General features: G+C 67.2%; 19 protein-coding genes. All 19 read right to left on the bottom strand.

The features are described from left to right. The 19 genes from BDW16_RS13055 to BDW16_RS12965 all read right to left on the bottom strand — a co-directional run bounded on the left by BDW16_RS13055 (position 1) and on the right by BDW16_RS12965 (position 24,473). Positions 1 to 1,203: an SGNH/GDSL hydrolase family protein gene (locus tag BDW16_RS13055; RefSeq protein WP_066571887.1), complete on the bottom strand. Its 1,203-nt coding sequence runs from the start codon at positions 1,201 to 1,203 to the stop codon at positions 1 to 3. Beyond that, entirely contained in the window at positions 1,200 to 3,263 is a 2,064-nt protein-coding gene (locus BDW16_RS13050) for a beta-galactosidase (RefSeq protein WP_066571889.1), read from the bottom strand. Before BDW16_RS13050 ends, BDW16_RS13055 begins: the two co-directional genes overlap by 4 nt. Beyond that, complete coding sequence (locus BDW16_RS13045) at positions 3,263 to 5,320, bottom strand: beta-galactosidase (protein WP_066571892.1); 2,058 nt, start codon at positions 5,318 to 5,320, stop codon at positions 3,263 to 3,265. The genes BDW16_RS13050 and BDW16_RS13045 overlap by 1 nt, the downstream gene beginning before the upstream one ends. Then, positions 5,317 to 6,564 carry an MFS transporter gene (locus tag BDW16_RS13040; protein ID WP_066571897.1) on the bottom strand — a complete coding sequence of 416 codons (1,248 nt, stop codon included), beginning with the start codon at positions 6,562 to 6,564 and terminating at the stop codon, positions 5,317 to 5,319. The genes BDW16_RS13045 and BDW16_RS13040 overlap by 4 nt, the downstream gene beginning before the upstream one ends. Next, a complete protein-coding gene (locus BDW16_RS13035; RefSeq protein ID WP_066571899.1) occupies positions 6,561 to 7,229 on the bottom strand; it encodes an aspartate/glutamate racemase family protein in 669 nt (222 codons plus the stop codon). The genes BDW16_RS13040 and BDW16_RS13035 overlap by 4 nt, the downstream gene beginning before the upstream one ends. A 16-nt stretch (positions 7,230 to 7,245) precedes the next feature. After that, on the bottom strand, positions 7,246 to 10,314 hold the full coding sequence (locus tag BDW16_RS13030; protein WP_066571902.1) for an alpha-L-rhamnosidase: 3,069 nt from the start codon (positions 10,312 to 10,314) through the stop codon (positions 7,246 to 7,248). Continuing rightward, positions 10,314 to 11,225, bottom strand: a complete 912-nt coding sequence (locus BDW16_RS13025) for an amidohydrolase family protein (RefSeq protein WP_066571906.1) — start codon at positions 11,223 to 11,225, stop codon at positions 10,314 to 10,316. The genes BDW16_RS13030 and BDW16_RS13025 overlap by 1 nt, the downstream gene beginning before the upstream one ends. A 1-nt stretch (position 11,226) precedes the next feature. Further along, entirely contained in the window at positions 11,227 to 11,970 is a 744-nt protein-coding gene (locus BDW16_RS13020) for an SDR family NAD(P)-dependent oxidoreductase (RefSeq protein WP_066571912.1), read from the bottom strand. After that, complete coding sequence (locus tag BDW16_RS13015) at positions 11,955 to 12,809, bottom strand: fumarylacetoacetate hydrolase family protein (protein ID WP_066571914.1); 855 nt, start codon at positions 12,807 to 12,809, stop codon at positions 11,955 to 11,957. The genes BDW16_RS13020 and BDW16_RS13015 overlap by 16 nt, the downstream gene beginning before the upstream one ends. A 23-nt stretch (positions 12,810 to 12,832) precedes the next feature. Next, the gene (rhmD, locus tag BDW16_RS13010; protein WP_066571916.1) at positions 12,833 to 14,041 is read right to left on the bottom strand and encodes an L-rhamnonate dehydratase; all 1,209 of its coding nucleotides are present in this window, start codon (positions 14,039 to 14,041) and stop codon (positions 12,833 to 12,835) included. Next, positions 14,038 to 15,417 carry a glycoside hydrolase family 140 protein gene (locus tag BDW16_RS13005; protein WP_066571919.1) on the bottom strand — a complete coding sequence of 460 codons (1,380 nt, stop codon included), beginning with the start codon at positions 15,415 to 15,417 and terminating at the stop codon, positions 14,038 to 14,040. The genes rhmD and BDW16_RS13005 overlap by 4 nt, the downstream gene beginning before the upstream one ends. Positions 15,418 to 15,524: 107 nt before the next feature. Further along, the gene (gene glcF, locus BDW16_RS13000; protein ID WP_066571924.1) at positions 15,525 to 16,814 is read right to left on the bottom strand and encodes a glycolate oxidase subunit GlcF; all 1,290 of its coding nucleotides are present in this window, start codon (positions 16,812 to 16,814) and stop codon (positions 15,525 to 15,527) included. Beyond that, the gene (glcE, locus tag BDW16_RS12995; protein WP_066571926.1) at positions 16,815 to 17,909 is read right to left on the bottom strand and encodes a glycolate oxidase subunit GlcE; all 1,095 of its coding nucleotides are present in this window, start codon (positions 17,907 to 17,909) and stop codon (positions 16,815 to 16,817) included. Then, positions 17,909 to 19,402, bottom strand: coding sequence for an FAD-linked oxidase C-terminal domain-containing protein (locus tag BDW16_RS12990; RefSeq protein ID WP_066571929.1), 1,494 nt, complete (start codon positions 19,400 to 19,402; stop codon positions 17,909 to 17,911). Before BDW16_RS12990 ends, glcE begins: the two co-directional genes overlap by 1 nt. A 12-nt stretch (positions 19,403 to 19,414) precedes the next feature. Continuing rightward, entirely contained in the window at positions 19,415 to 20,179 is a 765-nt protein-coding gene (locus tag BDW16_RS12985; RefSeq protein WP_066571931.1) for an L-rhamnose 1-dehydrogenase Lra1, read from the bottom strand. Further along, on the bottom strand, positions 20,176 to 21,315 hold the full coding sequence (gene lldD, locus BDW16_RS12980; RefSeq protein WP_066571936.1) for an FMN-dependent L-lactate dehydrogenase LldD: 1,140 nt from the start codon (positions 21,313 to 21,315) through the stop codon (positions 20,176 to 20,178). Before lldD ends, BDW16_RS12985 begins: the two co-directional genes overlap by 4 nt. Then, positions 21,312 to 22,658: a pectate lyase family protein gene (locus tag BDW16_RS12975; RefSeq protein ID WP_066571938.1), complete on the bottom strand. Its 1,347-nt coding sequence runs from the start codon at positions 22,656 to 22,658 to the stop codon at positions 21,312 to 21,314. The genes lldD and BDW16_RS12975 overlap by 4 nt, the downstream gene beginning before the upstream one ends. Then, entirely contained in the window at positions 22,658 to 23,638 is a 981-nt protein-coding gene (locus tag BDW16_RS12970) for a TIM barrel protein (protein ID WP_066571941.1), read from the bottom strand. The genes BDW16_RS12975 and BDW16_RS12970 overlap by 1 nt, the downstream gene beginning before the upstream one ends. A 49-nt stretch (positions 23,639 to 23,687) precedes the next feature. Continuing rightward, entirely contained in the window at positions 23,688 to 24,473 is a 786-nt protein-coding gene (locus BDW16_RS12965; RefSeq protein WP_198585791.1) for a DeoR/GlpR family DNA-binding transcription regulator, read from the bottom strand. Between the last annotated feature and the right edge of the window lie 223 nt (positions 24,474 to 24,696).

Here is a 24,696-nt window from a genome sequence, read left to right as displayed (position 1 = left end):
CTACCCCCCGCACCCCTGCCGCAGCACCACTGGCAGCGCGGTCTTAGCCATTGCCGTGTAACCCGCGTCATTGGGGTGGAGGTGGTCGCCGATCTGCCAGGCGAGCCGCATCACGCCGGGTTTACCCGGTTCCTGCATCGCCACATCGAAGTCGATCACCGCATCATATTGCCGTGCGTTCGCGCGGATCCAGCGGTTGACCGCCTGCCGCCGCTGCTCGCCCTCCGCATCGGCATAGGCCGCGCCCTCATAGGGCAGCAATGTCCCGACGATGACCTTCAGCCCCGCGGCCTTGGCGCGTGCCAGCAACTGGCGGTGCGCGGCGATGAGCTGCGCGGCACTTGCCTGCTCATGGGCACGCGCCGGGTCGCTGACCCTTCCGATGTCGTTGATCCCTTCGAGGAACACGACATGCGTCACGCCGGGCACGCCCAGCACATCGCGCTCCAACCGCGACAGCGCGTTGGGACCGCGCCCGTTGTTCAGCAGCCGGTTGCCGCTGATCCCGGCATTGGCGACCGACCAGCAACGGCCGCCGGGCGATCCGGCGAGCAATCGCTGGAGCTGGTCGGGCCAGCTCATCGCCTTGCTCTGGGTCGCGCCGGCGCCTTCGGTGATCGAATCGCCGAACGCGACCAGCACGCGGGTCTCGCGACTGCCGGTCACCTCGACGCCCGACACGATGCCCGATGCCCGAGCGCGCTTGGCATCCGTCAGCACCACCGACCCGGTCTGGTTGCCCGGCGCGACATCGACCATCTGCGCATGCGCCGCGGCCTCGGCTTCGCCGGCATAATGGACGGTGACGGCGAACCGCTCGCCCGCCGCGACCGGAAACGCGACCGCGTCGCTGAGATAGGGGGCACGCGCCGGGATGATGACGTCAGCCGCTCCCGCAAAGCGCAGCGCCCGCCAGCTCCCCGGCACCGGCGCGCCCGCGGCATCGAGCCGCACGATCGATGCGCCGCCGAGCCGCAGCGGCGTATCGCCAAGCTCGTTCGACAGCCGGATGCGCAGCGTACGGCCCGCGATCCCGGCGCGTACCACCTGCCGCACCGTCTCGTCGCGATAGGGCCGGCCAAGGCCATCGCGGATCCTGGGCTCATAGCCGATCGGCGGCGCGGTCCACGCCGCGATCCAGCGTTCGGGCGCGGCCGCTGCGGTCAGCAGCAACGCGGCGGCGGGTGCGAGCAGCCACTTCATTTGAGCTGGAACAGCGCCACGCCATGCGCCTTCATCTGCCCCCCAGCCCAATCGCCACTGACGAAGCGCGCACCGCTTGGCGGCGTCAGCGGCCTTGCGCCGGTACCGTGATTGATCACGATCATCACCCGCTTGCCGCCGCCTGCGCGTTCGCTGATCTCGAGATCGGCATGCGCCTCGGGAATGAGCGGCGCGATCTTCGCCTCTCCCAATAGCCGCGCCGCCAGCGTGTTCATCGTCGCCGGATCGAGCCACGCTCCGAAATAGGTGATGCTGCCGCGCCCGACCTTGCGCGTTACCGCCGCGGGCTTGCCGTCGAGCCAGCCGCCGGGATCGGTATAGGTCGCAATCACGCGGACGTCGACGGCATCCGGGCGAATCTCCTCGGCCCAGATCGCGACCTTGCCCTTGCCCAGCTCGCCCTTGATGCCGACCGGCGCGTCGAGCGCATAATATTGCTCGACCATAGCCCCGAGCAGGTCCGAGAGCGGCCCCGGCTGGCGCTGCGGCCACAGCGCGTTGGCATCGTCCTTCATCCCCGAGCGCGGCCCGAGCACGAGATGCCCGCCACCCCGGACATAGGCGGCGAGCCGGTCGGCCTGTGCCTGCGTGACCACGTTGAGGTTCGGCGCGACGACCAGCGGATAGGCCGCCAGCGCCGCATCGGGCGACACGACATGCACGCCCTGGCTCTGCACACGCAGCGGGCGATAGACGTCGGTGAAGGCCTTCACGGGATCGAAGTCGCGATGATGGCGCTGCAGGTCGATCGCCCAGCGGCTGTCATAGGACCAGAGCATCGCGACCTTGGCCGCGGGGCCGGTGTCCGCGAGCAAGGGTGCGGCGGCGGTCAGTTCCTTCGCGATCTGCGTGATCTCGGCATGGATCGGATTGGGTTCGCCGTCCTGCCCCAGCACCGCGCCGTGATAGGTCTCCTGTCCGTTCCGCGCCGGGCGCCACTGCCAGTAGAGCACGCCGTCCGAGCCGTGGCTGACCGACTGCCACGCCAGTTCGCGCACCTGCCCCGGATCGAGCGCGCGGTTGACCGGCACCCAGTCCACCCGGCCCGGCTGCGTCTCCATCAGCCAGAAATTCCGCTGCTTGTACCCGCGGACCAGTGCGTGATTGGCGCCGTTCGCGACCCAGTCCGGGCGGCCATCGGGGATGTAATTGTCCCAGCTCGCCAGATCGAGATCGCGGTGCATGACGAAATGGTCGAAGCCGGCGTTCCAGAACATCGTGTTGGTGGTGATCCACGCGCGCCTGTCGATCAGCGGCCGGATCGCGCGCGCCTGATTCTGGATATAGTCGGTCCACACCGCGGTGGTGAAATGGCGGAAGTCGAGCAGCAGCCCGGGATTCTGCTGACCCGTCTGGCGCAGCGGGATCTGGCTCCAGTCGTTGTAGAACTGGCTCCAATATTGCGTCGTCCAGCGGCGATTGAGCGCGTCGATCGTGCCGTAGCGCTGCTTGAGGAAGGCGTGCCACGCCGCGACCGATTCCGCGTCCCAGGACGGCGGCCCGACCTCATTGTCGACCTGCCAGCCGACCACCGAAGGATGCTTGCCGTAGCGCGTCGCCATCTCCACCGCGATACGGCGCGAGAGCTCGCGGTACCGCCTGCTCGCGAAGGAGAAATGGCGGCGCCCGCCATGGCTGGCGCGCTGGCCGTTCTCGTCGACCCGCAGCGTGTCCGGATAGTTCTGTGTCAGCCAGGCCGGCGGCGCGGCGCTCGGCGTGCCGATCACCACCATGAAACCGCGCTTGACCGCCGCCGCGATCGCGCGGTCCATCCAGGCAAAGTCGAACTTCCCTTCCTCCGGCTCCATCCGCGCCCAGGCGAACTCGCCGATGCGGACGGTGTTGAAGCCCGACGCCTTCATCATGTCGAGATCGACCGCCCAGCGGTCCTCGGGCCATTGCTCGGGATACCAGGCGACGCCGACTGCGATCGCGGGCTTGTCGGCAAAGGCGGTCGCCCGGTTGGGGAAGACGGTCTGCGCGGAAACGGCGGGAGCCAGTGCAAGCGCCGCGGCGGCGGCGAGAAGGATCGTCCGCATCACTTCCCTCCTCGCCGGAGAACCGCGACACCCTCGACAGGCAAGGTCACGCTCGATTTGGAGCCGCCGGCGAGGATGTCGGTCATCGCTTCGGGCAGCGTGACCGTCTGCACGGTGCGGCCATGGTTGATGAGGATGACGATGCGCCGCCCCTGCCCCTCGCGCGTCATCAGCTCGACCTCCGCGGGCACGGGGAAGTCGCGTGCGACCTTCGCGTCGCGCAGCGCGCCGTCGATCAGCGTCTTCATCACCGCATCATCGACCAAGGCGCCGACATAGGTGATGCGGCCCTTGCCGACCGCACGGCTGATCACAGCGGGCTTGCCGTCGAGCCAGCCATTGGCCTTGCCGTAGCGCAGAAGCACCTGCGTATCAGGCGCGCTGGTCGAGAGCTGCTCGGCCCAGATCGTTGCCTTGCCGCCTCCGACATCGACCGCTTCATCGAGCGCGTAGAACTGCTCGACACGCCCGCCCAGCAGTTCCGCGAGCGGCCCGGGCTGGCGCTGCGGTTCGAGCGCGTTGTACGAATCCTTCATCCCCGAACGCGGCCCGAGGATCAGATGCCCGCCGCCGCGCACATAGTCGGTCAGCCGCTTTGCCGTCGTTTCGCTGATGACGTTGAGGCTCGGTGCGACGACCAGCTTGTAGCCCGACAGCGGCGCCGCCTCCGCCTCGACGATGTCGACCGCGCCGCGCGCGTCCTTGAGCGGCTGATAGTAATCGAGCAGCACCTCGATCTGGTCATAGTCGCGATGGTGGAGCTGGAAATCGATCGCCCAGCGGCTGGCATAATCCTGAAGGATCGCGACGTCCGACACCGGATGCGTCCCCGCGATCAGCGGCGTGGCCTTGGCCATCTCGCGCCCGATCTGCTGAACCTCGGCATAGACGGGCAGCGGCTTGCCGTCGGGGCCGATGATCGATCCGTGCATCGTCTCCTGCCCGTTGAGCGCGTTGCGCCACTGCCAGTAGAGGATGCCGTCCGATCCGTGACCGATCGCCTGCCACGCCATGCGCCGCGTCTCGCCGGGGTAGAGCATGTTGCTGACCCCCGCCCAGTTCACGAAACCGGGTTGGATCTCCATCACCCAGAAGTTCCTGCGCTTCCACCCGCGCACCAGATCGTGCGTCGCGCCGTTGCGATAGGGCTTGAGGTGCCCGCTACCGACGTAATTGTCCCATGAGGTGAAATCGAGGTCGCGGTTGGCGGCGTAGCGGTCGAAGCGGTTGGCCCAGCCGAGGCCGCCAAAATTCACCGTGATGAACTGTGCGGGATCGGCGTGCGCGCGGATCGCGTCACGCTGATTACGGTGAAAGTCCACCCATTGGGCGGTGATGAAGCGCTTCACCTCCAGCATCCAGCCGGGATTGGCCTTGTCGTTGCTGAAGGGAACCTGATCCCAGCGGGTATAGCGTTGCGACCAATATTGCGTGGTCCATGCGGCGTTCAATCTGTCGAGCGTGCCGTAGCGCTGCTGAAGCCACGCCACCCACGCCGCCCGCGCCTCGGCATCATAGCTTTCGTCGGTCGGCTCGTTGCCGATCTGCCAGCCCATGACATTGGGCTCCTTGCCCAGCGCCTGTGCCATCCGCTCGACGATCTGCCGGCAGAAGTCGCGATAGCGTTTGGACGAGATCGAGAATTGGCGGCGCCCGCCATGCCCGACCTTCTGGCCGTTGCTCTGGATCTGGGAGACGTCCGGGTATTTCTGCGTCATCCAGGCGGGCGGCGTGTCGCTCGGCGTGCCGATCACCACCTTGATGTCGTATTTGGCCGCCAGCCGCACCGCACGGACCAGCCAGTCCATGTCGTACTTGCCCTCTTCGGGCTCCATCCGGCTCCAGGCATATTCGCCGATCCGCACGACATTGGCGCCGTGCGCCTTCATCAGCCGCAGATCCTCGGCCCAGCGTTCCTCGGGCCATTGTTCGGGATACCAGGCCGATCCGAGCCAGAGCCTGTCGAACTGCTGCTGGCCCGCAGGCGCATCGGTCTGCGCCACCGCGGGCAGCACAGGTGTGGCGGCGAGCAGCGCGAACACCAGAAGCCGCCTCATGCCGTCGCCGCCTTCTGGTCGAAGCCCTTCGAGCTATCGATCAGCGCGAACAGGCCGGCCGCGATCAGCACCATCAGGGCGATGCCCTGAACCGGCAGGTCGTAGCTGCCGGTGCCCGCGATGATATACCCGGTCGCGACGGTGCAAATGAAGCCGCCGAGATTGCCCAGCATGTTCATGAATCCGGTAGCGGTGCCGCCGTAGCGTCCGCCGATCGACATGCACATCGCCCAGGCGGACGGCAGCATCAGGTCCATCACGGCAAAGCTCGCGGCGGCCAGCATCACCACCATCGTCTTGTCGGGGGTCAGGCTCATCATCAGCAGCAGTGCCGCCGTGACGGACAGGCAGATGCCGGTGATCAGGCGATAGGCCAGCTTGAAGCCGATCCGCGCGCCCAGCCGGTCGCTCAGCACCCCGCCGATCAGGTTGCTGACGATGCCCAGCAGGAACGGGATCGCGGCATAGAAGGCCATCTCGGTCGGGGTGAAACCACGGCCGTTGGTCATCCACTGCGCGAACCAGCCGAAGAAGAACCAGCTGCCGAACGCATAGAAGAAATAGGCGACGCCGATCAGCCATAGCTGCGGCAGGCGCAGCAGCTTGCCCCATGGCGTGCCCGAATGGCCCGCCCCTTCATCCTCGCCGATCTCGGCCACTTCCTCGGCCGTGATCCCCGGCTGGTCGGCCGGGCGGTCATGATACCAGCGCCACCACAGGATCGCCCAGACGAAGCCGATCAGGCCAAGGATCACGAACACCATCTGCCAGCCCAGATGCACGTTCATCGGCACCAGCAGCAACGGCGCCAGCGCGCCGCCCAGCCGGCTCGCTGCCCAGATCACGCCCTGCCCGCGCGCGCGCTCGCGCTTGGGGAACCAGCGATAGAGCACGCCCGACATGTTGGGATAGGCGCCCGCAGCGCCAAGACCGAACAGGAAGCGCGCCGCCGTCAGCTGCCAGAAGCTGACGCAGGCCGCGGTGATCGCGGTGAAGAACGACCACCAAACCGTGATCCGCGTCAGCTCCTTGCGATAGCCGAACCGGTCGCCGATCGCGCCCGACGGCACCTCGAACACGGCATAGGCAAAGGTATAGGCGCCGAGCACCCAACCCCATTGCGACGGCGTGAGGCCGAGATCCTTCTGGATCGCCGGACCGGTGACCGCGATCGCCATGCGATCGATGAAGGTGATGACCGACAACGCGGCAAGCAGGCCAAGGACGGCATGCCGCTTCTTCACTTGGAAAGGCCCTTGAGGACTTCCGCCGCGCGCAGCATGCCAAGCTCGGGACTGGCCAGCACCGGCACCTTGACCGCGCCCTCGGGCAGCGCCGCGACGACACGGGCCATCGACGCCTGCGCCAGCACGATCGCGTCGACATCGGCCAGCGCGGTGGTCAGCGCTTCGCCGACGATGCGGTCATGGGTGGCGCCGTCGCCGGCCATCACCGCGTCGAACGCGCCTTCGCACAGATGCGCGACCAGCTCGATCGCCTTGCCCTGCTCGGCGGCGACGCGGCGGACGAGATCCGCGGTGGGGTCGAGCGTGGTCGACAGCGTCGCGACGACGCCGATCCGCGTCGCGCTCGCCACCGCCTGTTCGGCCATGGCGCGATCGACGCGCAGCACGGGCTGATCGTACAGCTCGGCCGCCATCTCGACCGCGCGGCCGATCGACGAACAGGTGACCATCGCGACGTCGCAGCCGGCATCGAAGGTCGAGCCGACCAGCCGGATCACCTGCCGCATCGTCGATTTCTGGAGATGACCCGCCGCGATCGTATTCTTGATCGTGCTTTCATCGACGAAGTGCAGGATGCGCACATCGGGCATCACCCGCGCCGCGATCTCGTTGAACACGCCCGCCAGCATCGGCGAATTATGGACGAGCCCCAGCGTCGGCATCGATCGTTCCCTCTCTCTATCTTGTAAATTCGTAGGTGCCCGGCCCGGCTTCGAAGCGGGTTAGCTCACCTTCCTCCCGCGTCGCTCCGGGCGCGCCGCGCCAGCCGGTGCCGGGCAGTGCGACCTCGGCAATCGTGTTCGCAGGCACGGTGAGCGTGAAGCGATTGAGCCCATCGGCATCGCCGCCGGTCTGCGTCGCGATCAGGCCGACCGGAGACTCGAACCGCGCCGCGACCCGGCCGACCGCAGGCAGCCACAGCGGCCGCACCGCGATCCGGCGGAAGCCCGGCGCCGCAGGCGCGATCCCCGCGAGGCGGCGGTAGAAGAAGCCGACCACCGCACCGAAGGCATAATGGTTGTAGCTGTTCATGCTGAGGTCGCCGGTGTCGCCGTTCCAGCGCTCCCACACCGTCGTCCCGCCCTGCTGCGGCATATAGCCCCAGCTGGGGTAGCCGGTCTGGAGCAGCAGGCCGCTGACCTCGTCCCACCATCCCGCATCGGCGAGCACGTCGAGCAGGTACGGCGTGCCCAGGAAGCCGGTGGAGAGCTTCATGCCCCGACCGCGAATCTCGTCCGTCAGCACCCGCGCCGCCGCCGCGCGCCGCGCCTCGGGCACCAGCCCGAAGGCGAGCGAGAGCACCTGGCTGGTCTGGCTGCCGTTTCCGCACACGCCGTCGGCGCCGACGAACTCGGCGGCATAAGCATCGCGGATCGCCGCGTGCAGCGCGCGATAGCGGTCCGCGTCGGCAGCGCGCCCGGTCGCCGCGGCCATCTCGGCCATCAGTTCGGCGGACCATGCCCAATAGGCGGTGGCGCACAGGATGCGCGGCGTCGTCTCGTCATCGGGCTTGATCGCGTCGACCGACAGCCAGTCGCCGAGGTCGAGGCCACGGTCGTTGCGCCAGACATGATCGGGGTTGGTGCGCGCGACATAGGCCATCCAGCCCTGCATCGCGTCCCAATTCTCGTCGATCACCGCGGTGTCGCCGTAACGCTGCCAAAGCTGCCAAGGCAGGATGATCCCCGCCTCGCTCCACCCCGCGGTGACCACGTCGGGAAACGAGAGCGGCTGGGGCACCACGATCGGGTAGGCACCGTCGGGCCGCTGCGCCGCGCGCGCCTCGAGCAGGAAGCGGCGGATGAAGGGATCGACCTCCATGTTGAATGCCGCGGCGTCGAGGAACACCTGGATGTCGCCCATCCAGCCCATCCGCTCGTCGCGCTGCGGGCAATCGGTCGGTACGGCGAAGAAGTTCGACCGCTGGCTCCACAACGCGTTGTTCCAGATGCGCTGGAGCAACGGCGCGTCGTGGAAGGTCATATGACCCACTTCGCGGCACGCGCTATGGACGATCACGCCCTGAATATCGTCGGCCGTCGGCGTACCCGGATAGCCCTCGACCTCGACATAGCGGAAGCCGTGATAGGTGAAGTGCGGCTCGAAGCTCTCGACCGCGCCGGTCCCGGCGAGGGTGAAGCGGTCGGTGGCCCTGGCGAGGCGCAGGTTGGAAAGGTCCGCGGTGCCGTCGGCATTGAGTAGCTCGGCGAACCTGGCGGTGATCGTGGTCCCCGCAGGACCGCTCGCGCGGATCCGCACCCAGCCCGGGAAGTTCTGGCCGAAGTCGAAGACGAAGCGGCCCGGCGCCGGCTCGCTGACCGACACCGCGCGGCACACGCCGTTGCGCTCGAGCAGCGGCGAGGTCTGCGCGATCAGTTTCGCGCCGGGCGCCGCGCCGATCCTGACGTCCGCCCAGCCCGACGCATCGAACCCCGCCGCCGACCAGCCCCTCACGATCCGCCGCGCATCGAACGTCTCGCCGTCATAGATTTCGGACTTCAGGATCGGCGAGGTCGCGATCTTCCAGTCCGGCCCGGTCGCCACCCAGTCCTGCGTGCCGTCTTCATAGTCGATCCGCAGCATCGCGCGGAACCGCCGCGGCGCCGGGCCGAAGCCATAGCGCTCGATCCGCCAGCCGAAGGGCGAGGCATAGAAGCCGTCGCCCACCACCGCGCCCAGCGCATTCTCGCCCTGCGCGATCAACGCGGTGACGTCATGGGTCTGATAGAGGATATGGCTCTTCGCCACGGTGATCTCGGGCGCGAGGATCGCCTCGCTCACCTTCTGTCCGTTGATCCGCGCATCATAGGCGCCGAGCGCGGTGGCGTAGAGGCGCGCCGACACGACGGGTTTGCGCACCTCGAACCCGGTGCGCAGCAGCATAGCCGGCTCGCTCGGCCGCGGGTCGCCCTGCGCCCAGCTCGTGCTCGGCACGACGGCGGCCCAGCCGGTCGCATCGTAACCGGTGTCAATCCAGCCTTCGGGTGCATCGGGCATCACGCGGAAAGCGCTGCCGGTAATCCGCTCGACGCTGCCATCGGCGCGGTGCAGGCGGATCAGCGCGGCGAATGCGCCGCCATCGACCGGGAAGAAACCAGTCGTGTCCGCCTCGACCAGTGCGCAGACGCTGTTGCGGCCCGGCGTCACCGTCCCTTCGTACGGCGCGAGCGTGCCCCAGAAGGGCAGATGGGTGTCCCAGTCGAAATGCCAGTCGAGCGGCGACTTGACGCCGTTGACCCACACGCCGCGCAGATGGTCCTTGCCCGCGACCAGCACTTCCGCACGCACCAGATCGGCGGGGGCATCGAAATCGATGCGGAAGGCGTGCGGGCGTGCGTCGAGCGAGACGTCGCCCCACACCCAGTTCACCCCGGCGGCACGATCGGCGGCGCCGTTGTCATCCTCCGCCTCGATCCAGTCGCCGCGCCAGTCGGCGGGCGAGAGCAGGCCCGCCTCGAACCATGCGGGATCGGAGGTGACGCCATCGGCTTCGACGGTCCACCAGACGCGCTGCATCGCCGCGAGCGCCGGGCCGCCATAGGCGATGTCGAACGTCGCATCGCTCGCGACGTGGCCGCTGTCCCACAGCAGATCGCCCGCGGCCAGATCGGCCTGGCTCGCCGCGGCGCGGATGCGGTAGCTTATCTGCTTCTCGGCATCCTCGATTCGCCACGACAGGCGCGGATGCGCGACCTGAGTGCCGAGAAGATCGACCGTATATTCGGCGCGAAGATCGGCGACGCGCATCAAAGGGTCAGCCCGAGGCGGTAGATGCGGTTGGCATTGCCGCCGAACAGCGCCGCGCGCTCCTCCGCGCCGAAATCGGCGGTGATCGCGTCATAGGCGTCGAAATGCGTGTCGAAGCTGCCGAACAGCTTGTCGGTCGGGAAATTGCTCGCGAACATCGCACGATCGGTACCGAACAGCTCGATTGTCTCGAGCACATAGGCCCGCGCCTGATCGACATCCCAGGGCCGCCAGGTGAAGCCCATGCCGGAAATCTTGACCGCGACATTAGGCAGCGCGGCGAGTGCCGCCATGCCGCGCCGCCACGTCTCCCAGCCGTCAGCGTCACCGGGGATCGCCATGCCGGTGTGGTTGAGGATCACCTGCGTATCGGGATGCTTGGCGATCAGCTCGGCCAGATGAACGAACTGGCCCGGATAGGCCTGAAGGTCGAAGCTGAGGCCGAACTTCTTCAGAAGTCCAAAGCCGCGCATCCATGCGCTGGTCGTGGTGACGTCGGCGGACGAGTAGCTGCGCGCCGGATCGGGATGCCAGTTGATGATGTGGCGGATGCCACGCACATTCGCGTGCTCGACATGCGCGGACAGCAGCGTCTCGACCTGCGGGTCATCCAGCGCCGCGAAGGCCACGATGCCGCTCGGCATCCCCCGCGTGTCCGCCATGGCCTGAAGCCATTGCGTTTCCTTGAGCGCGTCCGCCGGGTCCGCCCCCGCGTCGATATGCACGATCCCGCGTACGTCCCATTGCTGCGCATCGGCAAGATAGCCGTCGAGCGGGTAGTCCACAGCGATTCTCTCGACGCTGCCATTGGGATTGTCGGTGTCGAACGGCCCGGTCAGCCAGGGATAGCGGATGTGGCCGAGGTCCCAGAGATGGACGTGCGGATCGACGAGGGGGGGACGCTGGCTCATGTCAGTAGGTCGCGCGCCCGCCCGAGGTGTCGAACACCGCGCCGGTCGAGAAGCTCGCCTCTTCGCTCGCCAGGAAGCAGATCATCGCCGCATTCTCGTCCACCGTGCCGAAGCGTCCCATCGGGATCTTCGACAGCATGAAGTCGATATGCGCCTGAGTCATCTGGTCGAAGATCGCGGTCTTCACCGCCGCCGGGGTCACCGCGTTGACGGTAATATTGTCCTTGGCCAGCTCCTTGCCGAGCGACTTGGTCAGGCCGATCACCCCCGCCTTCGACGTCGAATAGGCGGACGCGTTGGGATTGCCCTCCTTGCCCGCGACCGAGGCGATGTTGACGATGCGGCCATAGCCGTTCGCCTTCATGTGCGGGATCACCGCCTTGTCGCAGAAGAAGGTGCCGTTGAGGTTGATCGCCATCACCTGCTGCCAGGCGTCGGACGGATAGGTTTCCAGCGTGGTGTTCGGCCCGGTGATCCCGGCCGAGACGACGAGGATGTCGAGCCGGCCGAGCCTGGCGGCGACGTCCGCCGCCGCTGCGATCACCTGCGCCTCGTCCGACTGGTCGACCTTCGCGGTATGTGCCGCGAAATCGCAGCCTGCCAGCGCCTCGTCGGAGATGTCCCACACGCTGACCTGCGCACCCTCGGCCGCCATCCGCTCGGCCGCAGCACGGCCGATGCCCGCGGCGCCACCGGTGACGACGGCGACGCGGCCCGCGAAGCGCCCGCTCACTTGGCCTGCCATGCGACGAAGTCCTGGCGCTGCTCGCCGAGCTTCTCGATGCCCAGCTCGACCACGTCGCCGGCCTTGAGGTACCAGGGCTCGGGCTTCTGGCCGAGACCGACGCCCGGCGGGGTGCCGGTGGTGATGACGTCACCCGGAAGCAGCGTCATGATCTGCGAAAGGTAGGACACGATCTGAGCGACGGTGAAGATCATCGTCCGGGTATTGCCGTCCTGGACCTTCTTGCCGTTGACCGACAGCCACATCGACAGGTTCTGCGGATCGCCGACCTCGTCGGCGGTCACCATCCACGGGCCGATCGGTCCGAAGGTCGGGAAGCCCTTGCCCTTGTCCCAGGTCATGCCGCGCTCGGTCTGCCAGTGGCGCTCGGACACGTCGTTGACCACGCAATAGCCCGCAACATGGTCGAGCGCGTCGGCCTCGGACACGTTGTGCGCGGCGGTGCCGATGACAATGCCTAGCTCGACTTCCCAGTCGGTCTTCTTGCTGTCCTTGGGGATCGTCACCGGATCGTTCGGCCCCTGGATGCAGCTCACCCATTTGTTGAACACCACCGGCTCCTCGGGAATGGGCAGGTTCGATTCGGCGGCATGGTCGGCATAGTTCAGGCCGATCGCGACGAACTGGCGCGTGCCGGTGACGCACGGACCGTAGCGGACCTCGCCCTCGACCAGCTTGAGCGTCGCCGGATCGACGCCCGCGAGCTTCGCCAGCGTTTCCTTCGACAGCGTCTGCGCGTCGATATCGGCGACATAGTTGGACAGGTCGCGGATGCGGCCATCGGCGTCGATCAGGCCGGGCTTCTCGGCGCCGGGGGCGCCATAACGGCAGAGCTTCATGGGTCTTCCTTCAGTCTTGCAAGTCAGTCGTTGGGATAGGGGCGATGGAGCGCGATGTCGCGGTTGAGCTCGACGCCGAAGCCGGGCTTGTCGAGTTCGCTTGCGCGGATCTTGCCGTTCACCGGCACCGGCTCGCCCAGCAGCTGCGGCGCGAACATCGGCACCACTTCGGTCGGCCCCGGATGCATCATCAGGAACTCGGCGAAGGGCGAGTTGTGGCGCGTCACCACGAAGTGATAGCTGTACACCGACGACCCGTGCGGAACCATCAGCACGCCCTTCCTGTCGGCGTCGTCGGCGATCTTGATCAGCTCGGTCACGCCGCCGCACCAGCCCACATCGGGCTGGATGATGTCGCAGCACTCCATCTCGAGCAGCATCCTGAAGCCCCAGCGGGTCGATTCATGCTCGCCGGTGGTGACGAGCAAGCCGTCGGGCGCGTTCTTCTTGAGCTGCGCATAGCCCCAGTAATCGTCGGGCGAGAGCGCTTCCTCGATCCATTTGAGGCCGCACTCGTTCCAAGCGCGATGCGCGAGACGGGTGGCATAGTCGATGTCGAGCGCCATCCAGCAATCGTACATCAGCCAGAAGTCGTCGCCGCACTTGGCGCGCATGTCGGCGAGCAGGGCGATGTTCTTTTCCATCCCCTCCTCGCCCTCGGCCGGGCCGTGATGCAGCGGCAGCTTGCCGCCGATAAAGCCCATTTCCTTCGCCAGGTCGGGCCGCGCGCCGGTGGCGTAGAACTGCATCTCGTCGCGCACCGCACCGCCGAGCAGGTGATAGACCGGCTCCTGCCGCAGCTTGCCGAGCAGATCCCAGATGGCGAGATCGACGCCCGAAATGGCGTTCACCACCAGCCCCTTGCGCCCATAATATTGGGTCGAAAAGTACATCTGGTCCCAGATCGTCTCATAGTCCGACGGGTCGCGCCCGATCAGGAAGCGCGAGAGGTGCTTCTCGACGATGAAGCAGGCGGGTTCGCCGCCGGTGGTGACGGCGAACCCGATCGTGCCGTCCTCGGCCTCCAGCTCGACCACCAGCGTGCCGAGCACGTTGATGCCGAAGCTCTGGCGGCTCTGGCGGTACTCGGGATATTTCGACATCGGCGTCGCGATATGATCGTCGATCCAGTGGCCCGCGCCCTGATCGTGATAATCGGCGCCGCCGCCGCGCACCGTATAGGCGCGGACATATTTGATCCTCGGAAGACCCACGAATTTCCCTTCGGTCATCGGGCGGCACCATCCAGCACCAGCACCCAGTCATTGCCCGCCGCGGTCTCGCCCGGCGGATCGAAAATTTGCGCGCCGCGGTTGGCGAAGCTGCCCGCGGGGGTGAACCTGCCGTCGCGCGGCGAATACCATTGCGCGGTGACCCGGCTGCCGCTGATCGCGCCGAGCTTCAGCGTGAACGGGCGGCCGGTATAGGTGTAGGCAAAGGCATAGGCCCTGCCGCGACTCGCCAGCACACGGTCGTAGCGCACGCCATTGTCGGCAATCATCGCCTGGTCGGGCACGCGCTCCAGCATCGGCCGCGATTCGATCAGCGTACGCAGGTGGCGCATCTGGTCCGCGCCCGGTGCGCCCGGCGCGGTGAGCGAGGTGTCCCAGCGCTGGTTCGGCTCGAAATTGGCGTCCTTCGAACCCGCCACGAACATCTGCATGACGTGGTTCTCGCCATAGGTGTGGCCGAACGCGCCCGCCATCACGCCCCACCAGGCATAGCGGCGCACGTCCGCCGCCTGCCAGCGCGGCTGGTTCTGCTCGTGCAGGCCGTGCGGAATATTCTCGTAGCTGGGCTCGCCGTCGATCGTCGGCTTGGGCGGGGTACGCGCCAGGTCCTGCTCGACATAGCGCCAATTGTCCTCGCCGATCGCGTTCGGACCTTCCTGCGCATAGCTGCGGTGGCCCGACTGGAACATGTTGAAGTCGAGCCAGGGCGCCTGATGCCATTGCCAAGACGACGCGGTGCGGCCGATCGGGTGGAAGGTCATCAGCTGGTTCGGCGCGATCGTCTTGATCGTGGTGCCGAGTGCGTCCCAGACCGCGGTGCGCATCTCCGAGCGCGTATCGCCACCGTTGAGCCAGATGACGTTGGGCGCCTTGCCGTAACGTTCGGCCATGAAGCGGCCATAGCTCTCGACATTCTTTTCGTTCAGCTGGCGCTCCATCGCCAGGTCGCCCCAGGCGGGCACCATCGCGACATAGATACCGTGCGCCGCCGCGCGCTCGACCACCCAGTCGAGATGATCCCAATAGTCGTACTCGCCGGCCTTGGCCGGATCCTTGCCCGGCGTGGTGCGCGGCCGTCCCGGATCGCCATCGACCAGCGCCGGCGCGTCGTAGCGATTGGTCATCTTGTTGGTGTGCAACACCATCACCTGGACGACGTTGAAACCCTGCCGCTGACGGGTGCTGAGATAGTGCTCGGTCTCTTCGCGGTTGAGGCGGCTGAGCAACAGCCATGCGGTGTCGCCCATCCAGAAGAAGGGCTTGCCGCCCGCTTCGAGATAGCGGTGGTTGGCCGAGACGCTGAGCGGCGGGGTCTGCGCGGCGGCGGGTGCCGCCATCAACGCCGCAAGCCCGGCCAGCAGAAATCTCGAAGCCATTCGCACACTCTCCAGAGCCCGCCGCTGCACACGCGGCACAGGTCATTGTCCACGCACGGACTCGACGTCCGATCCGCGTACATTTTAAATATAATAGTATTATTTGGTCAAGCGTCTCGATGCGTCAAAACCGCTGGCGCAGGGCCACCGGTGGCCCAGTCGAGCAGTTCGATCGTATGGACGACGGGCGTATCGCCGAACCGCGCGATCTGCATGGCGCAGCCGACATTGCCGGTCGCGATCACATCGGCCTGCAAGCGATCAAGGTGCGAGGCCTTGCGGTCGCCGAGCTGATCCGCGATTTCGGGCTGGAGGATGTTGTAGGTGCCCGCCGATCCGCAGCACAGATGCGCCTCCGCCGGGGTGCGGACGGCATAGCCCGCGGCGGCGAGCAGCCGCTTCGGCGCATCGGTCACCTTCTGCCCGTGCTGGAGCGAGCAGGCTGGGTGATAGGCGACCGTCAGCCCGCGCCCGTTGCCCGGCGGCAGGTCGATCTGCGCGAGCAACTCGGAAATGTCCTTCGCCAGCCCCGATACAAGCGCCGCCTTGCCGGCATAGGCGGGGTCGTTGCGCAGCATGAAGCCATAGTCCTTGATCGTCGTGCCGCAGCCCGAGGCGGTCACCACGATCGCCGCGAGCCCGCCGCCGTCGATCTCACGCATCCATGCGTCGACATTGCGCCGCGCCGCGTCGAGCCCGTCCGCCTCGCGTCCCATATGGTGGACCAGCGCGCCGCAGCACCCTTCGCCCGCGGCGAACACGACGTCATACCCCGCGCGGTTGAGCAGCCGGATCGCCGCCGCGCGATATTCGGGCTTGAGCACCGGCTCGGCACAACCCTGAAGCAGCGCGATGCGGCCCTTCGCGCCGGGCACGCTCGCATTCTCCGCAGCGACCGGTGCCGGTACCTGCTTCGGCGCCATCGCCAGCATCGCCGCCAGCGGTTTGACCCCGGCGACCAGCGGCGCGAACGGGCGTCCCAGCCGGGCCAGCAGCAACGCCGCACGGAAGCGGCCGGGATAGGGCAGCACCCAGGCCAGCAGCCGCCGCACCGCGCGCTCATGCCACGGCCGCCCGTAATTCTCGTGGATATACGCCCGTGCGTGATCGACGAGGTGCATATAGTTCACGCCGGAGGGACAGGTGGTCATGCACGACAGGCAGGACAGGCAGCGGTCGATATGCTTGACCGTCTCCGGCCCCGGCTTGCGCTGGTTCTCCAGCATGTCCTTGATCAGGTAGATGCGCCCGCGCGGACTATCCAGCTCGTCGCCGAGCAGCGCATAGGTCGGGCAGGTCGCGGTGCAGAAGCCGCAATGCACGCATTTGCGGATCACGCCTTCGGATGACGCCATCGCCGGATCGGCAAGCTGTTCAGGGGTGAAGCGGGTCTGCATCTAGAATCGTCCCGTCTCGAACACGCCGCCGGGGTCGAAGGCGCGGCGCACCCGCGCCTCGATCGCCGCCAGCGCGCCAGGCTGCGGGTGCAACGCGGGAACCGCGCGGCGCATCGCTTCGCTGGCGCGCCACAAGGTCGCATGCCCACCCGCTGCCTCGGCCGCTGTCCGGATCGCCACCGGACCGGCGTCGCTCGTCAGCCAGATCAGGCCGCCCGCCCAATCGAGCAGCCATTGCGCATCGGGCAGCGCCGCGATCACGCCCGGCGCCTTGCCCGGCGCGACGATCAGCCGCCACAACGGCCATTCGCGGGGCAGCGGCGAGGCATCGCGCACCGCCCGCCACAGCGCATCCGCATCCTCGATCGCGTCGAATTCTGGCAGCATCGCCGCGCGCGCCGCGACCGATTCGGCAAAGCCGTCGAGCCGCAATGCGGTGACCGCCTCGCCCCGCCAGTCGGGCAGATGCGCTGCCGCCGTCACCTCGGCCGCCGATCCCAGCGCGCGCGCCATCGCGGCGACCGCGCCCGCCGCGTCCAGCCCGCGCATCGCCAGCGTCAGCCGGGTGCGCGGCGCGGGCAGCACCTTGAGCGTAACTTCGGTCAGCGCCGCGAGCCGGCCCCAGCTGCCCGCCATCAGCTTGGGCAGGTCGTAGCCGGTGACGTTCTTCACCACCTTGGCCCCCGCGACGAAGCGCTCGCCGCGCCCCGACACCGCGGTGAAGCCGAGCAGATGGTCGCGCGCGCCGCCGCGCGACAGCCGCGCCGGTCCCGCAACCCCGGCCGCAACCACGCCGCCGATGGTGGCGCCGCCGTCATTGCCCAGCATCGCCCCATGATCGAACGGATCGAAGGCGAGCATCTGGCCCTCACCCACGACCAGCGCCTCGATCTGCGCCAGCGGCGTTCCCGCGCCGACCGTCAGCACCAGCTCGGGCGGGTCATAATCGACGATGCCGGAAAAGCCGCGCATATCGACGACCTGCGCGTCGCACGGCGCGCCGATCGCGTCCTTGCTGCCCCCGCCGCGCAGACGGAGCTTACCCCCCGTCGCGATTACCTCGCAAAGCTCGCCAATGTTCGCCGGGCGCAGCATCAGAAGCGCGGCAGTTCGGGGAACGGCACCTGCCCGCGATGGACGTGCATCCGGCCCAGCTCGGCGCAGCGGTGGAGTTCAGGAAACATCTTGCCGGGGTTGAGCAGCAATTCGGGATCGAAGGCGCATTTCACCCGCTGCTGCTGGGCAAGGTCGGTCTCGCTGAACATCGTGTGCATCAGGTCGCGCTTCTCGACCCCGACGCCGTGCTCGCCGGTCAGCACGCCGCCGACCTCGACGCAGAGCTTGAGAATATCCGCGCCGAACGCCTCGGCCCGTTCGAGCTGGCCGGGCTGGTTGGCATCGTAGAGGATCAGCGGGTGGAGATTGCCGTCCCCGGCATGGAATACGTTGATGACGCCGAGGCCGTACTGTTCCGACAGGGCCTTCATCCGCGTCAGCACCTCGGGCAGGCGGCGACGAGGGATGGTGCCGTCCATGCAGTAATAGTCGGGCGAGATGCGGCCCGCCGCCGGGAAAGCCGCCTTGCGCCCCGCCCAGAACAGCGCGCGTTCGGCATCGTCGCGCGACGCCTGCACCGACACGGCGCCGTGGGCGCGCGCGATGGCCTCGACCTCACCGGTGAGATGGCCGCATTCGGCGCCCGGCCCGTCAAGCTCGACGATCAGCAGCGCCTCGACGTCGAGCGGATAGCCCGCGTTGACGAACGCCTCGGCGGCGTTGATCGCGGGCTTATCCATCATCTCCATCCCCGCCGGGATGATCCCCGCGGCGATGATTTGCGCGACGCAGACCCCGGCGCTCTCGACATCGGGAAAGCCGATCAGCAGCGCCTTTGCCGTTTCGGGCCGCGGCAGGATCCGCACGGTGACTTCGGTGACCACGCCGAGCAGACCTTCGGACCCGACGATCACCCCGAGAAGGTCGAGTCCGGCCGGCTCGAGCCCGCGTCCCCCGAGACGCACAACCTCGCCCTCGATCGTCACCAGTTCGACGCCGAGCACGTTGTTGGTGGTGAGGCCGTATTTGAGGCAATGCACCCCGCCCGAATTCTCGGCGACATTGCCGCCGATCGTGCAGGCGATCTGGCTCGACGGATCGGGCGCGTAGTAGAAGCCGGCATCCTCGACGGCGCGGGTGATGGCGAGGTTGGTGACGCCCGGCTGCACCACCGCAACGCGATCGGCATAGTCGATGTCGAGGACGCGGTTGAACCTGGCCATGCCCAGCAGCACGCCATCGGCAAGCGGGAGCGCACCGCCCGAGAGCGAGGTGCCCGCACCGCGCGGCACCACCTTCACCCGGTTTTCGTGGCACCAGCGCAGCACCGCCGCGACCTGTTCGACCGTCTCGGGCAGCACCACCAGCAACGGCACCTGCGCATAGGCGGTCAACGCATCGGATTCGTAGGGGCGAAGCGCTTCGAGCGCGTCGATCACGCCCTCACCCGGCACGATCGCCCGCATCGCCGCCACGATCTCCGCCCGCCGCGCCAATGTCGCGGGATCGGGGGGAGGCATGGCGAGCGACACGGCGCGATGTCCCTACTGCAGGTTCACGAAGGCGCCGCCATCGACCAGCAGCGCCGCACCGGTGACGTATGCGGCCATGTCGGAGGCCAGGAACACGATCGGTCCTGCCAGATCCTCGGACTCGCCCAATCGCCCGAGCGGGATGCGCGCGGTCATGCGGTCGCGCTTGTCTTGATCGGCGAGATCATCCTTGTTGATCTCGGTCAGGATCGTGCCGGGCAGCACCGAATTGCAGCGAATGCCGTGCTTGCCCAGCGCGATCGCGGCGGACTGCATCAGCGAATGCACCCCCGCCTTGGTCGGCGTGTAGTGCGTCTGATACTCGCCGCCGACGAGCGCCGAGATCGACGATACCGCGACGATCGCGCCGCCCTCACCCTGCTTCACCATCTGGTTCGCCGCGGCCTGCACCATGTAATAGGCGCCGTGGAGATTGACGCGGAAAGTGCGGTCGACGGTCTCGACCGGCATGTCGAGAAAGGCATGAAACGGGCAGATGCCGGCGTTGGACACCATCACATCGACGCGGCCGAACGCCGCGACGGCCTTGCTGACGAAATCGGTCGCGGTTTCGGGCAGGGCAACGTCGCCCTTCACCGCCAGGCCACGCTTGCCCAGTGCCTCGATCTCGGCGACGCACGAGGCTGCCTTGTCGTCGCTCGACGCATAGTTGATCGCGACGTTCGCGCCATGCCGTGCGGCGCCGATCGCCGCAGCGCGGCCGATGCCGGTCGATCCGCCGGTGACCAGCACGGTCTTGCCTTCCAGAAGCTTCATTTTACACCTTCAGCAAGGATCGAGCGATCGATCGCCCCGATCCGGTTGACCCCGGTCAGCGTCATCGCGACCTTCATTTCGCGTGCGATCAGGGCGAGCAGCTTGGTCACCCCAGCCTCACCCTGCGCCGCCAACGCATAGACCCAGGCGCGACCGAGCAGCACGCCGTCTGCGCCCAGCGCCAGCATCCGCACGACATCGAGTCCGGTGCGAATGCCACCATCTGCGAGTACGGTGAGCTGACCGCCCACCGCATCGGCGATCGGCGGAAGCGCCCGCGCGCTCGACAGCACGCCGTCGAGCTGACGCCCGCCATGGTTGGACACGACGATGCCGTTCGCGCCGATGGCCGCAGCCTCTCGCGCATCCTCGGGGTCGAGGATGCCCTTGATGATCAGCGGGCGATCCCATTCGGCGCGGATCCAGTCGAGATCCTTCCACTGGATCGAAGGATCGAAATTCTTGCCGAGCCAGCCCATATAATCGCTGAGACCGCTGTCCTTGCCGAGCACGGGGGCGAGGTTGCCAAGCGTGTGCGGGCGGCCCATCAACCCGACGTCCCACGCCCAGTGCGGCTTGCCGATCGCCTGCAGGATCTGGCGCAACCGTGCGTTCGGTCCGGCCATGCCCGAATGTTCCGAACGGTAGCGCGCGCCGGGGATCGGCATGTCGACGGTGAACACCATCGCCTCCGCACCCGCCGCCTTGGCGCGCGCGATCAGGTCGCGCATGAAGCCACGGTCGCGGATCACATAGAGCTGGAACCAGAAGGGGTCGGCCGCCGCTGCCACCTCCTCAAGCGCGCAGATCGACACAGTTGAGAGACAGGTGGGGATGCCCGCCGCCTTCGCCGCGCGCGCCGCCTGCACCTCGCCGCGGCGAGCATACATGCCGCTGATCCCGACCGGGCCGAGCGCAACCGGCAGCGCGACCTCACGCCCGAACAGCGTCGTTTTCAGATCGACGTTCGCGACATCCTTCAGCACGCGCTGGCGCAGCGCGATTGCGGCGAGATCGCTGACGTTCCGTCCCAGCGTCACCTCGTCATAGGCGCCGCCCTCGGCATAATCGAACAGGAAGCGCGGCACCCGCCGCCGCGCCGCCTTCTCGAAATCATGGGAGGAGGCGATGATCATGCGGCACCCTTTCCGGCGGCGAGTTCGTTCAGATATTCCTCGAGATTGCTGTAGCCGTCGCGGTTGCGATCTGCGGCTCCATCGGCCCGGGCGGGATCGAGACCGCGGGCGCGCTCCCATGCATCGGGCATGCCGTCCTGATCGCTGTCGGCCGGTGCGGTGCCCGAACGCAGCGCCGGCCAGCCGCCGTCCTGCGCCTCGTTGTCGATGATCCGCCCGGTTTTGCCGCGCACGCCTGCCACGATCTTGAGGTCAACTGCGTCACGCGCCAGCGAAGCGCCCGCGCCCGCCAACACGCGATCATAGGCCCGCGGCGCCGGATCGGACGCCACCGCGCCGACATCGAGCGGCGCGTCGAGCCAATAGCCGACGGGGATGTTGCCCTTCACCAGCGTCTTCTGATCCGCGGGGATCGCGCCGTTCATGCTGTTGCCGGACCAGAAGGCGCGCGCGAGCTGGTTCTGCTCCTCGAACGCGAAGGCGCCCTTGCTGTCGGGTCCGGCGACATAGGCGTTGTCGATGAAATTGTACCGGGCGTGGGTCGAGACGTCGTAATTATAGCCGGCGCGCTCCTTGCCCCAATTGTAGAAGACGTTGGAGCGGAACTCGAACAGTGCGCCTTCGCTATCCTCGCTCGGCAGCGAATAGTTGCCGGGGCGCGGCATGCGATCGAGATGGTTGGCCCAGAGATTATGGTGCCAGCTGATCTTCGCCCCCCGCGCCGCGCGGATCAGGCTGCCAAAGCCATGCTCGCCCTTGTCGTGGTTCGACTTGCGCAGCGAGTTGGCGATGATCGACCATTGCACGGTCAGATCCCACACCCCGTCACCCGGCTTGTCGTAATGGGTCGATGCCGACAGCGTCTCGTCGATCGACCAGCTGGCCGAGACATGATCGAGGATGATCCGTCGCCCCTTCGTCACGCTGATCGCGTCCTGCTGCGTCCCCGACGCTGCGCCCAGCCGCGCGCGAATGTAACGCACCACGACGTCATTTGCCGCGATGTTGAGCGAGCGGTCGCGGATCGTGATGCCGTCGCCGGGCGCGGTCTGCCCGGCGATGGTCAGTCGCCCGTTGGTGATGGTGATGTCGGACTTGAGCGCGATCGTGCCCGAGACGTTGAACACGACCGTCCGCGGCCGATCTGCCTCCAGCGCCGCGCGCAGACTGCCCGGCCCGGAATCGTTCAGGTTGGTGACCGCGATCACCCGTCCACCGCGCCCGCCTTCGGAAAAACGTCCCGCTCCCTCGGCACCCGGAAAGGCGGGCACCTTGGGAATCTCGCTCTGCGCCAAGGCCGGGCCGGCGCAGGCGAGCGACAGGAAGGTGGAAACCAGCCGCATCAGAAGGACGTGAACAGCGCTTCGCGCGCCAGCCGCAGCGCGGTCACCGCGTCGTGGCGGTCCTGCGCGTCCTGCATCGCCTCGAAGTCGAGCTTGTCGAGCGCGCGTTCGATGCCCTTGAGGAAGCTGATCGCGCCATTGGCGACGGCGACCGAATCCTCGCGGAACGGGAACTGGTCGAGCTGCCACACGCCCTCCCACTGGTTCTTGCGCAGCGTGTAGAAGAATTCGAAGAGCTCGATCGGATGGACCGATCCGGCCATCAGATCATCGTCCCAGCCGCGGAAATTGTCGTTCACGTCCATGCCGAACAAGCGGCCGTGGTCGATCGCGAGCTGCGCTGAATCCGCCGGGCTCTCGCCGCCGTACAGCGCATGGCCGAAATCGAGCAGGATGCCGACATTGGGCAGGCCCATCCGCTCGATGCCCAGCAGGGTGCGCGACACGCTGTCATAGCTCATGTGGCAGCGCGGCTCGCGCGGCTTGTACTCGATCACGAATTTGAGGTCGGGATTCTGGCTGGCCAGTTCGCCGATACCCTCGACGCTCTGCTGCCACAGTTTCCGGTGATCGACCTGGAAGGGATAGTCCCAGCCATCCTGGCCCGGCCAGAGCTTCACATAGTCCGCGCCGAAACGGCGGACGACGTTTGCGGCCTCGTTGCACATCTCGTTGGCGAGGCGGCGGATGCCGGCATCGGGGTTGGTGAAGGCCCCCTTGGCGAACTGGCGCGTGTAGATTTCGGGCGTGATGCCGATGACCGAGAGGTTGTTGCGCTTGAGCGCCTCCTCGACCGTATCGAGCGACAGGCTGGGGTCGACAAAGGGATAGTTGATGTCGACCACCGACAGGTCATCGACCTGCCCGGCGATATCGATCATCTCGATCAGCGACCGCGCCGGGCCATAGCCATCGGTCGCATAGCGATCGACGAAGGTCGCGAAGTGCCAGATGCCGGCCCCGTATTTCTGATTGCTCACATGCTTGATCCTTGTTTCAGGAATGTGCGGCGCAAGACGCCGGAAAGATTCAGGCGACCATCACCTCGACCCCGGCGGCCTCGATCGCGGCGCGGTCTTCGTCGCGGATTCCCGCGTCGGTCACCAGCAGATGCACGAGCTCGATCCCGCCCAGGGCGCTGAACGAGCGCTGCCCGATCTTGCTCGAATCGGCGACGAGGATGACCTTCTCCGCCGCCTCGATCATCGCGCGCTTGACCGGAATGTCGGACAGCGCCGGATAGGTGAGCCCCGCCTCCAGATCGATCGCCGCGGTCGCGAGGAACAGCTTCTGGACGAACAGCCCGCGAAAATAGTCGGCGGAGCGCTCGCCCGACAGCGACAGCGTCGGCGCCTTGAAATGACCGCCGGTCATATGGATGTCGAACCCCGGCTCGGCGCCGAGCATCAGCGCGATGTTCAGCGCGTTGGTGATCACGGTCATGTCGCGCCGGCCGGAAAGCTGCGCGGCGATCTCGGTGGTGGTCGATCCCGAATCGAGGATGATCGTCTCGCCATCACCGACCATCGCCGCCGCCGCGCGGCCGATGCGCTGCTTGGCGTCCATGTTCTCGTGATGCTGAAGCGCCATCGCGCGCACCTGCTGCGTCACCGACTTGAGGAACGCGCCGCCGTGCTCGCGGACGATATGCCCGTCCGACTCGAGCTTCTCGAGATCCTGGCGCACGGTGACTTCGGAAACCCCGAACGCCTCGGCCAGGCTGCGCACGCGCGCGCTGCCCTCTTCCTGAAGCCATTCGAGAATCTTGTTCCGTCGCGCCTCGCCGAGCATCCGCGCCCGCCGCTCGCCGCTCATGCGACCTCCTTGAGCTGCAATGCGCCGCGGAATGGCCCGCACCAGCTGGTCGATTCCGACATCCCCGCTCCTGCCTATCTGCCTGATTTGGCACCCATTCGGGACCATCGGGCCCTCTTCCTTTCCTACCGCCGCCTTTCGGCTCTTGTCAATTTTTACCCATATCGATAGAAAACGAAAATATTCGAAACTTCATTCGATATCGCATATAATATGACTATTA

It is taken from the genome of Sphingomonas koreensis, from assembly GCF_002797435.1.
GTDB lineage: Bacteria > Pseudomonadota > Alphaproteobacteria > Sphingomonadales > Sphingomonadaceae > Sphingomonas > Sphingomonas koreensis.
This window is presented reverse-complemented; position numbering and strand designations above follow the sequence as displayed.

Coding starts and splice junctions, on each gene's coding strand:
- BDW16_RS13055 (WP_066571887.1), bottom strand. CDS start 1,203: ATGAAGTGGCTGCTCGCACCCGCCGCCGCGTTGCTGCTGACCGCAGCG.
- BDW16_RS13050 (WP_066571889.1), bottom strand. CDS start 3,263: ATGCGGACGATCCTTCTCGCCGCCGCCGCGGCGCTTGCACTGGCTCCC.
- BDW16_RS13045 (WP_066571892.1), bottom strand. CDS start 5,320: ATGAGGCGGCTTCTGGTGTTCGCGCTGCTCGCCGCCACACCTGTGCTG.
- BDW16_RS13035 (WP_066571899.1), bottom strand. CDS start 7,229: ATGCCGACGCTGGGGCTCGTCCATAATTCGCCGATGCTGGCGGGCGTG.
- BDW16_RS13030 (WP_066571902.1), bottom strand. CDS start 10,314: ATGCGCGTCGCCGATCTTCGCGCCGAATATACGGTCGATCTTCTCGGC.
- BDW16_RS13025 (WP_066571906.1), bottom strand. CDS start 11,225: ATGAGCCAGCGTCCCCCCCTCGTCGATCCGCACGTCCATCTCTGGGAC.
- BDW16_RS13020 (WP_066571912.1), bottom strand. CDS start 11,970: ATGGCAGGCCAAGTGAGCGGGCGCTTCGCGGGCCGCGTCGCCGTCGTC.
- BDW16_RS13015 (WP_066571914.1), bottom strand. CDS start 12,809: ATGAAGCTCTGCCGTTATGGCGCCCCCGGCGCCGAGAAGCCCGGCCTG.
- rhmD (WP_066571916.1), bottom strand. CDS start 14,041: ATGACCGAAGGGAAATTCGTGGGTCTTCCGAGGATCAAATATGTCCGC.
- BDW16_RS13005 (WP_066571919.1), bottom strand. CDS start 15,417: ATGGCTTCGAGATTTCTGCTGGCCGGGCTTGCGGCGTTGATGGCGGCA.
- glcF (WP_066571924.1), bottom strand. CDS start 16,814: ATGCAGACCCGCTTCACCCCTGAACAGCTTGCCGATCCGGCGATGGCG.
- glcE (WP_066571926.1), bottom strand. CDS start 17,909: ATGCTGCGCCCGGCGAACATTGGCGAGCTTTGCGAGGTAATCGCGACG.
- BDW16_RS12985 (WP_066571931.1), bottom strand. CDS start 20,179: ATGAAGCTTCTGGAAGGCAAGACCGTGCTGGTCACCGGCGGATCGACC.
- lldD (WP_066571936.1), bottom strand. CDS start 21,315: ATGATCATCGCCTCCTCCCATGATTTCGAGAAGGCGGCGCGGCGGCGG.
- BDW16_RS12975 (WP_066571938.1), bottom strand. CDS start 22,658: ATGCGGCTGGTTTCCACCTTCCTGTCGCTCGCCTGCGCCGGCCCGGCC.
- BDW16_RS12965 (WP_198585791.1), bottom strand. CDS start 24,473: ATGAGCGGCGAGCGGCGGGCGCGGATGCTCGGCGAGGCGCGACGGAAC.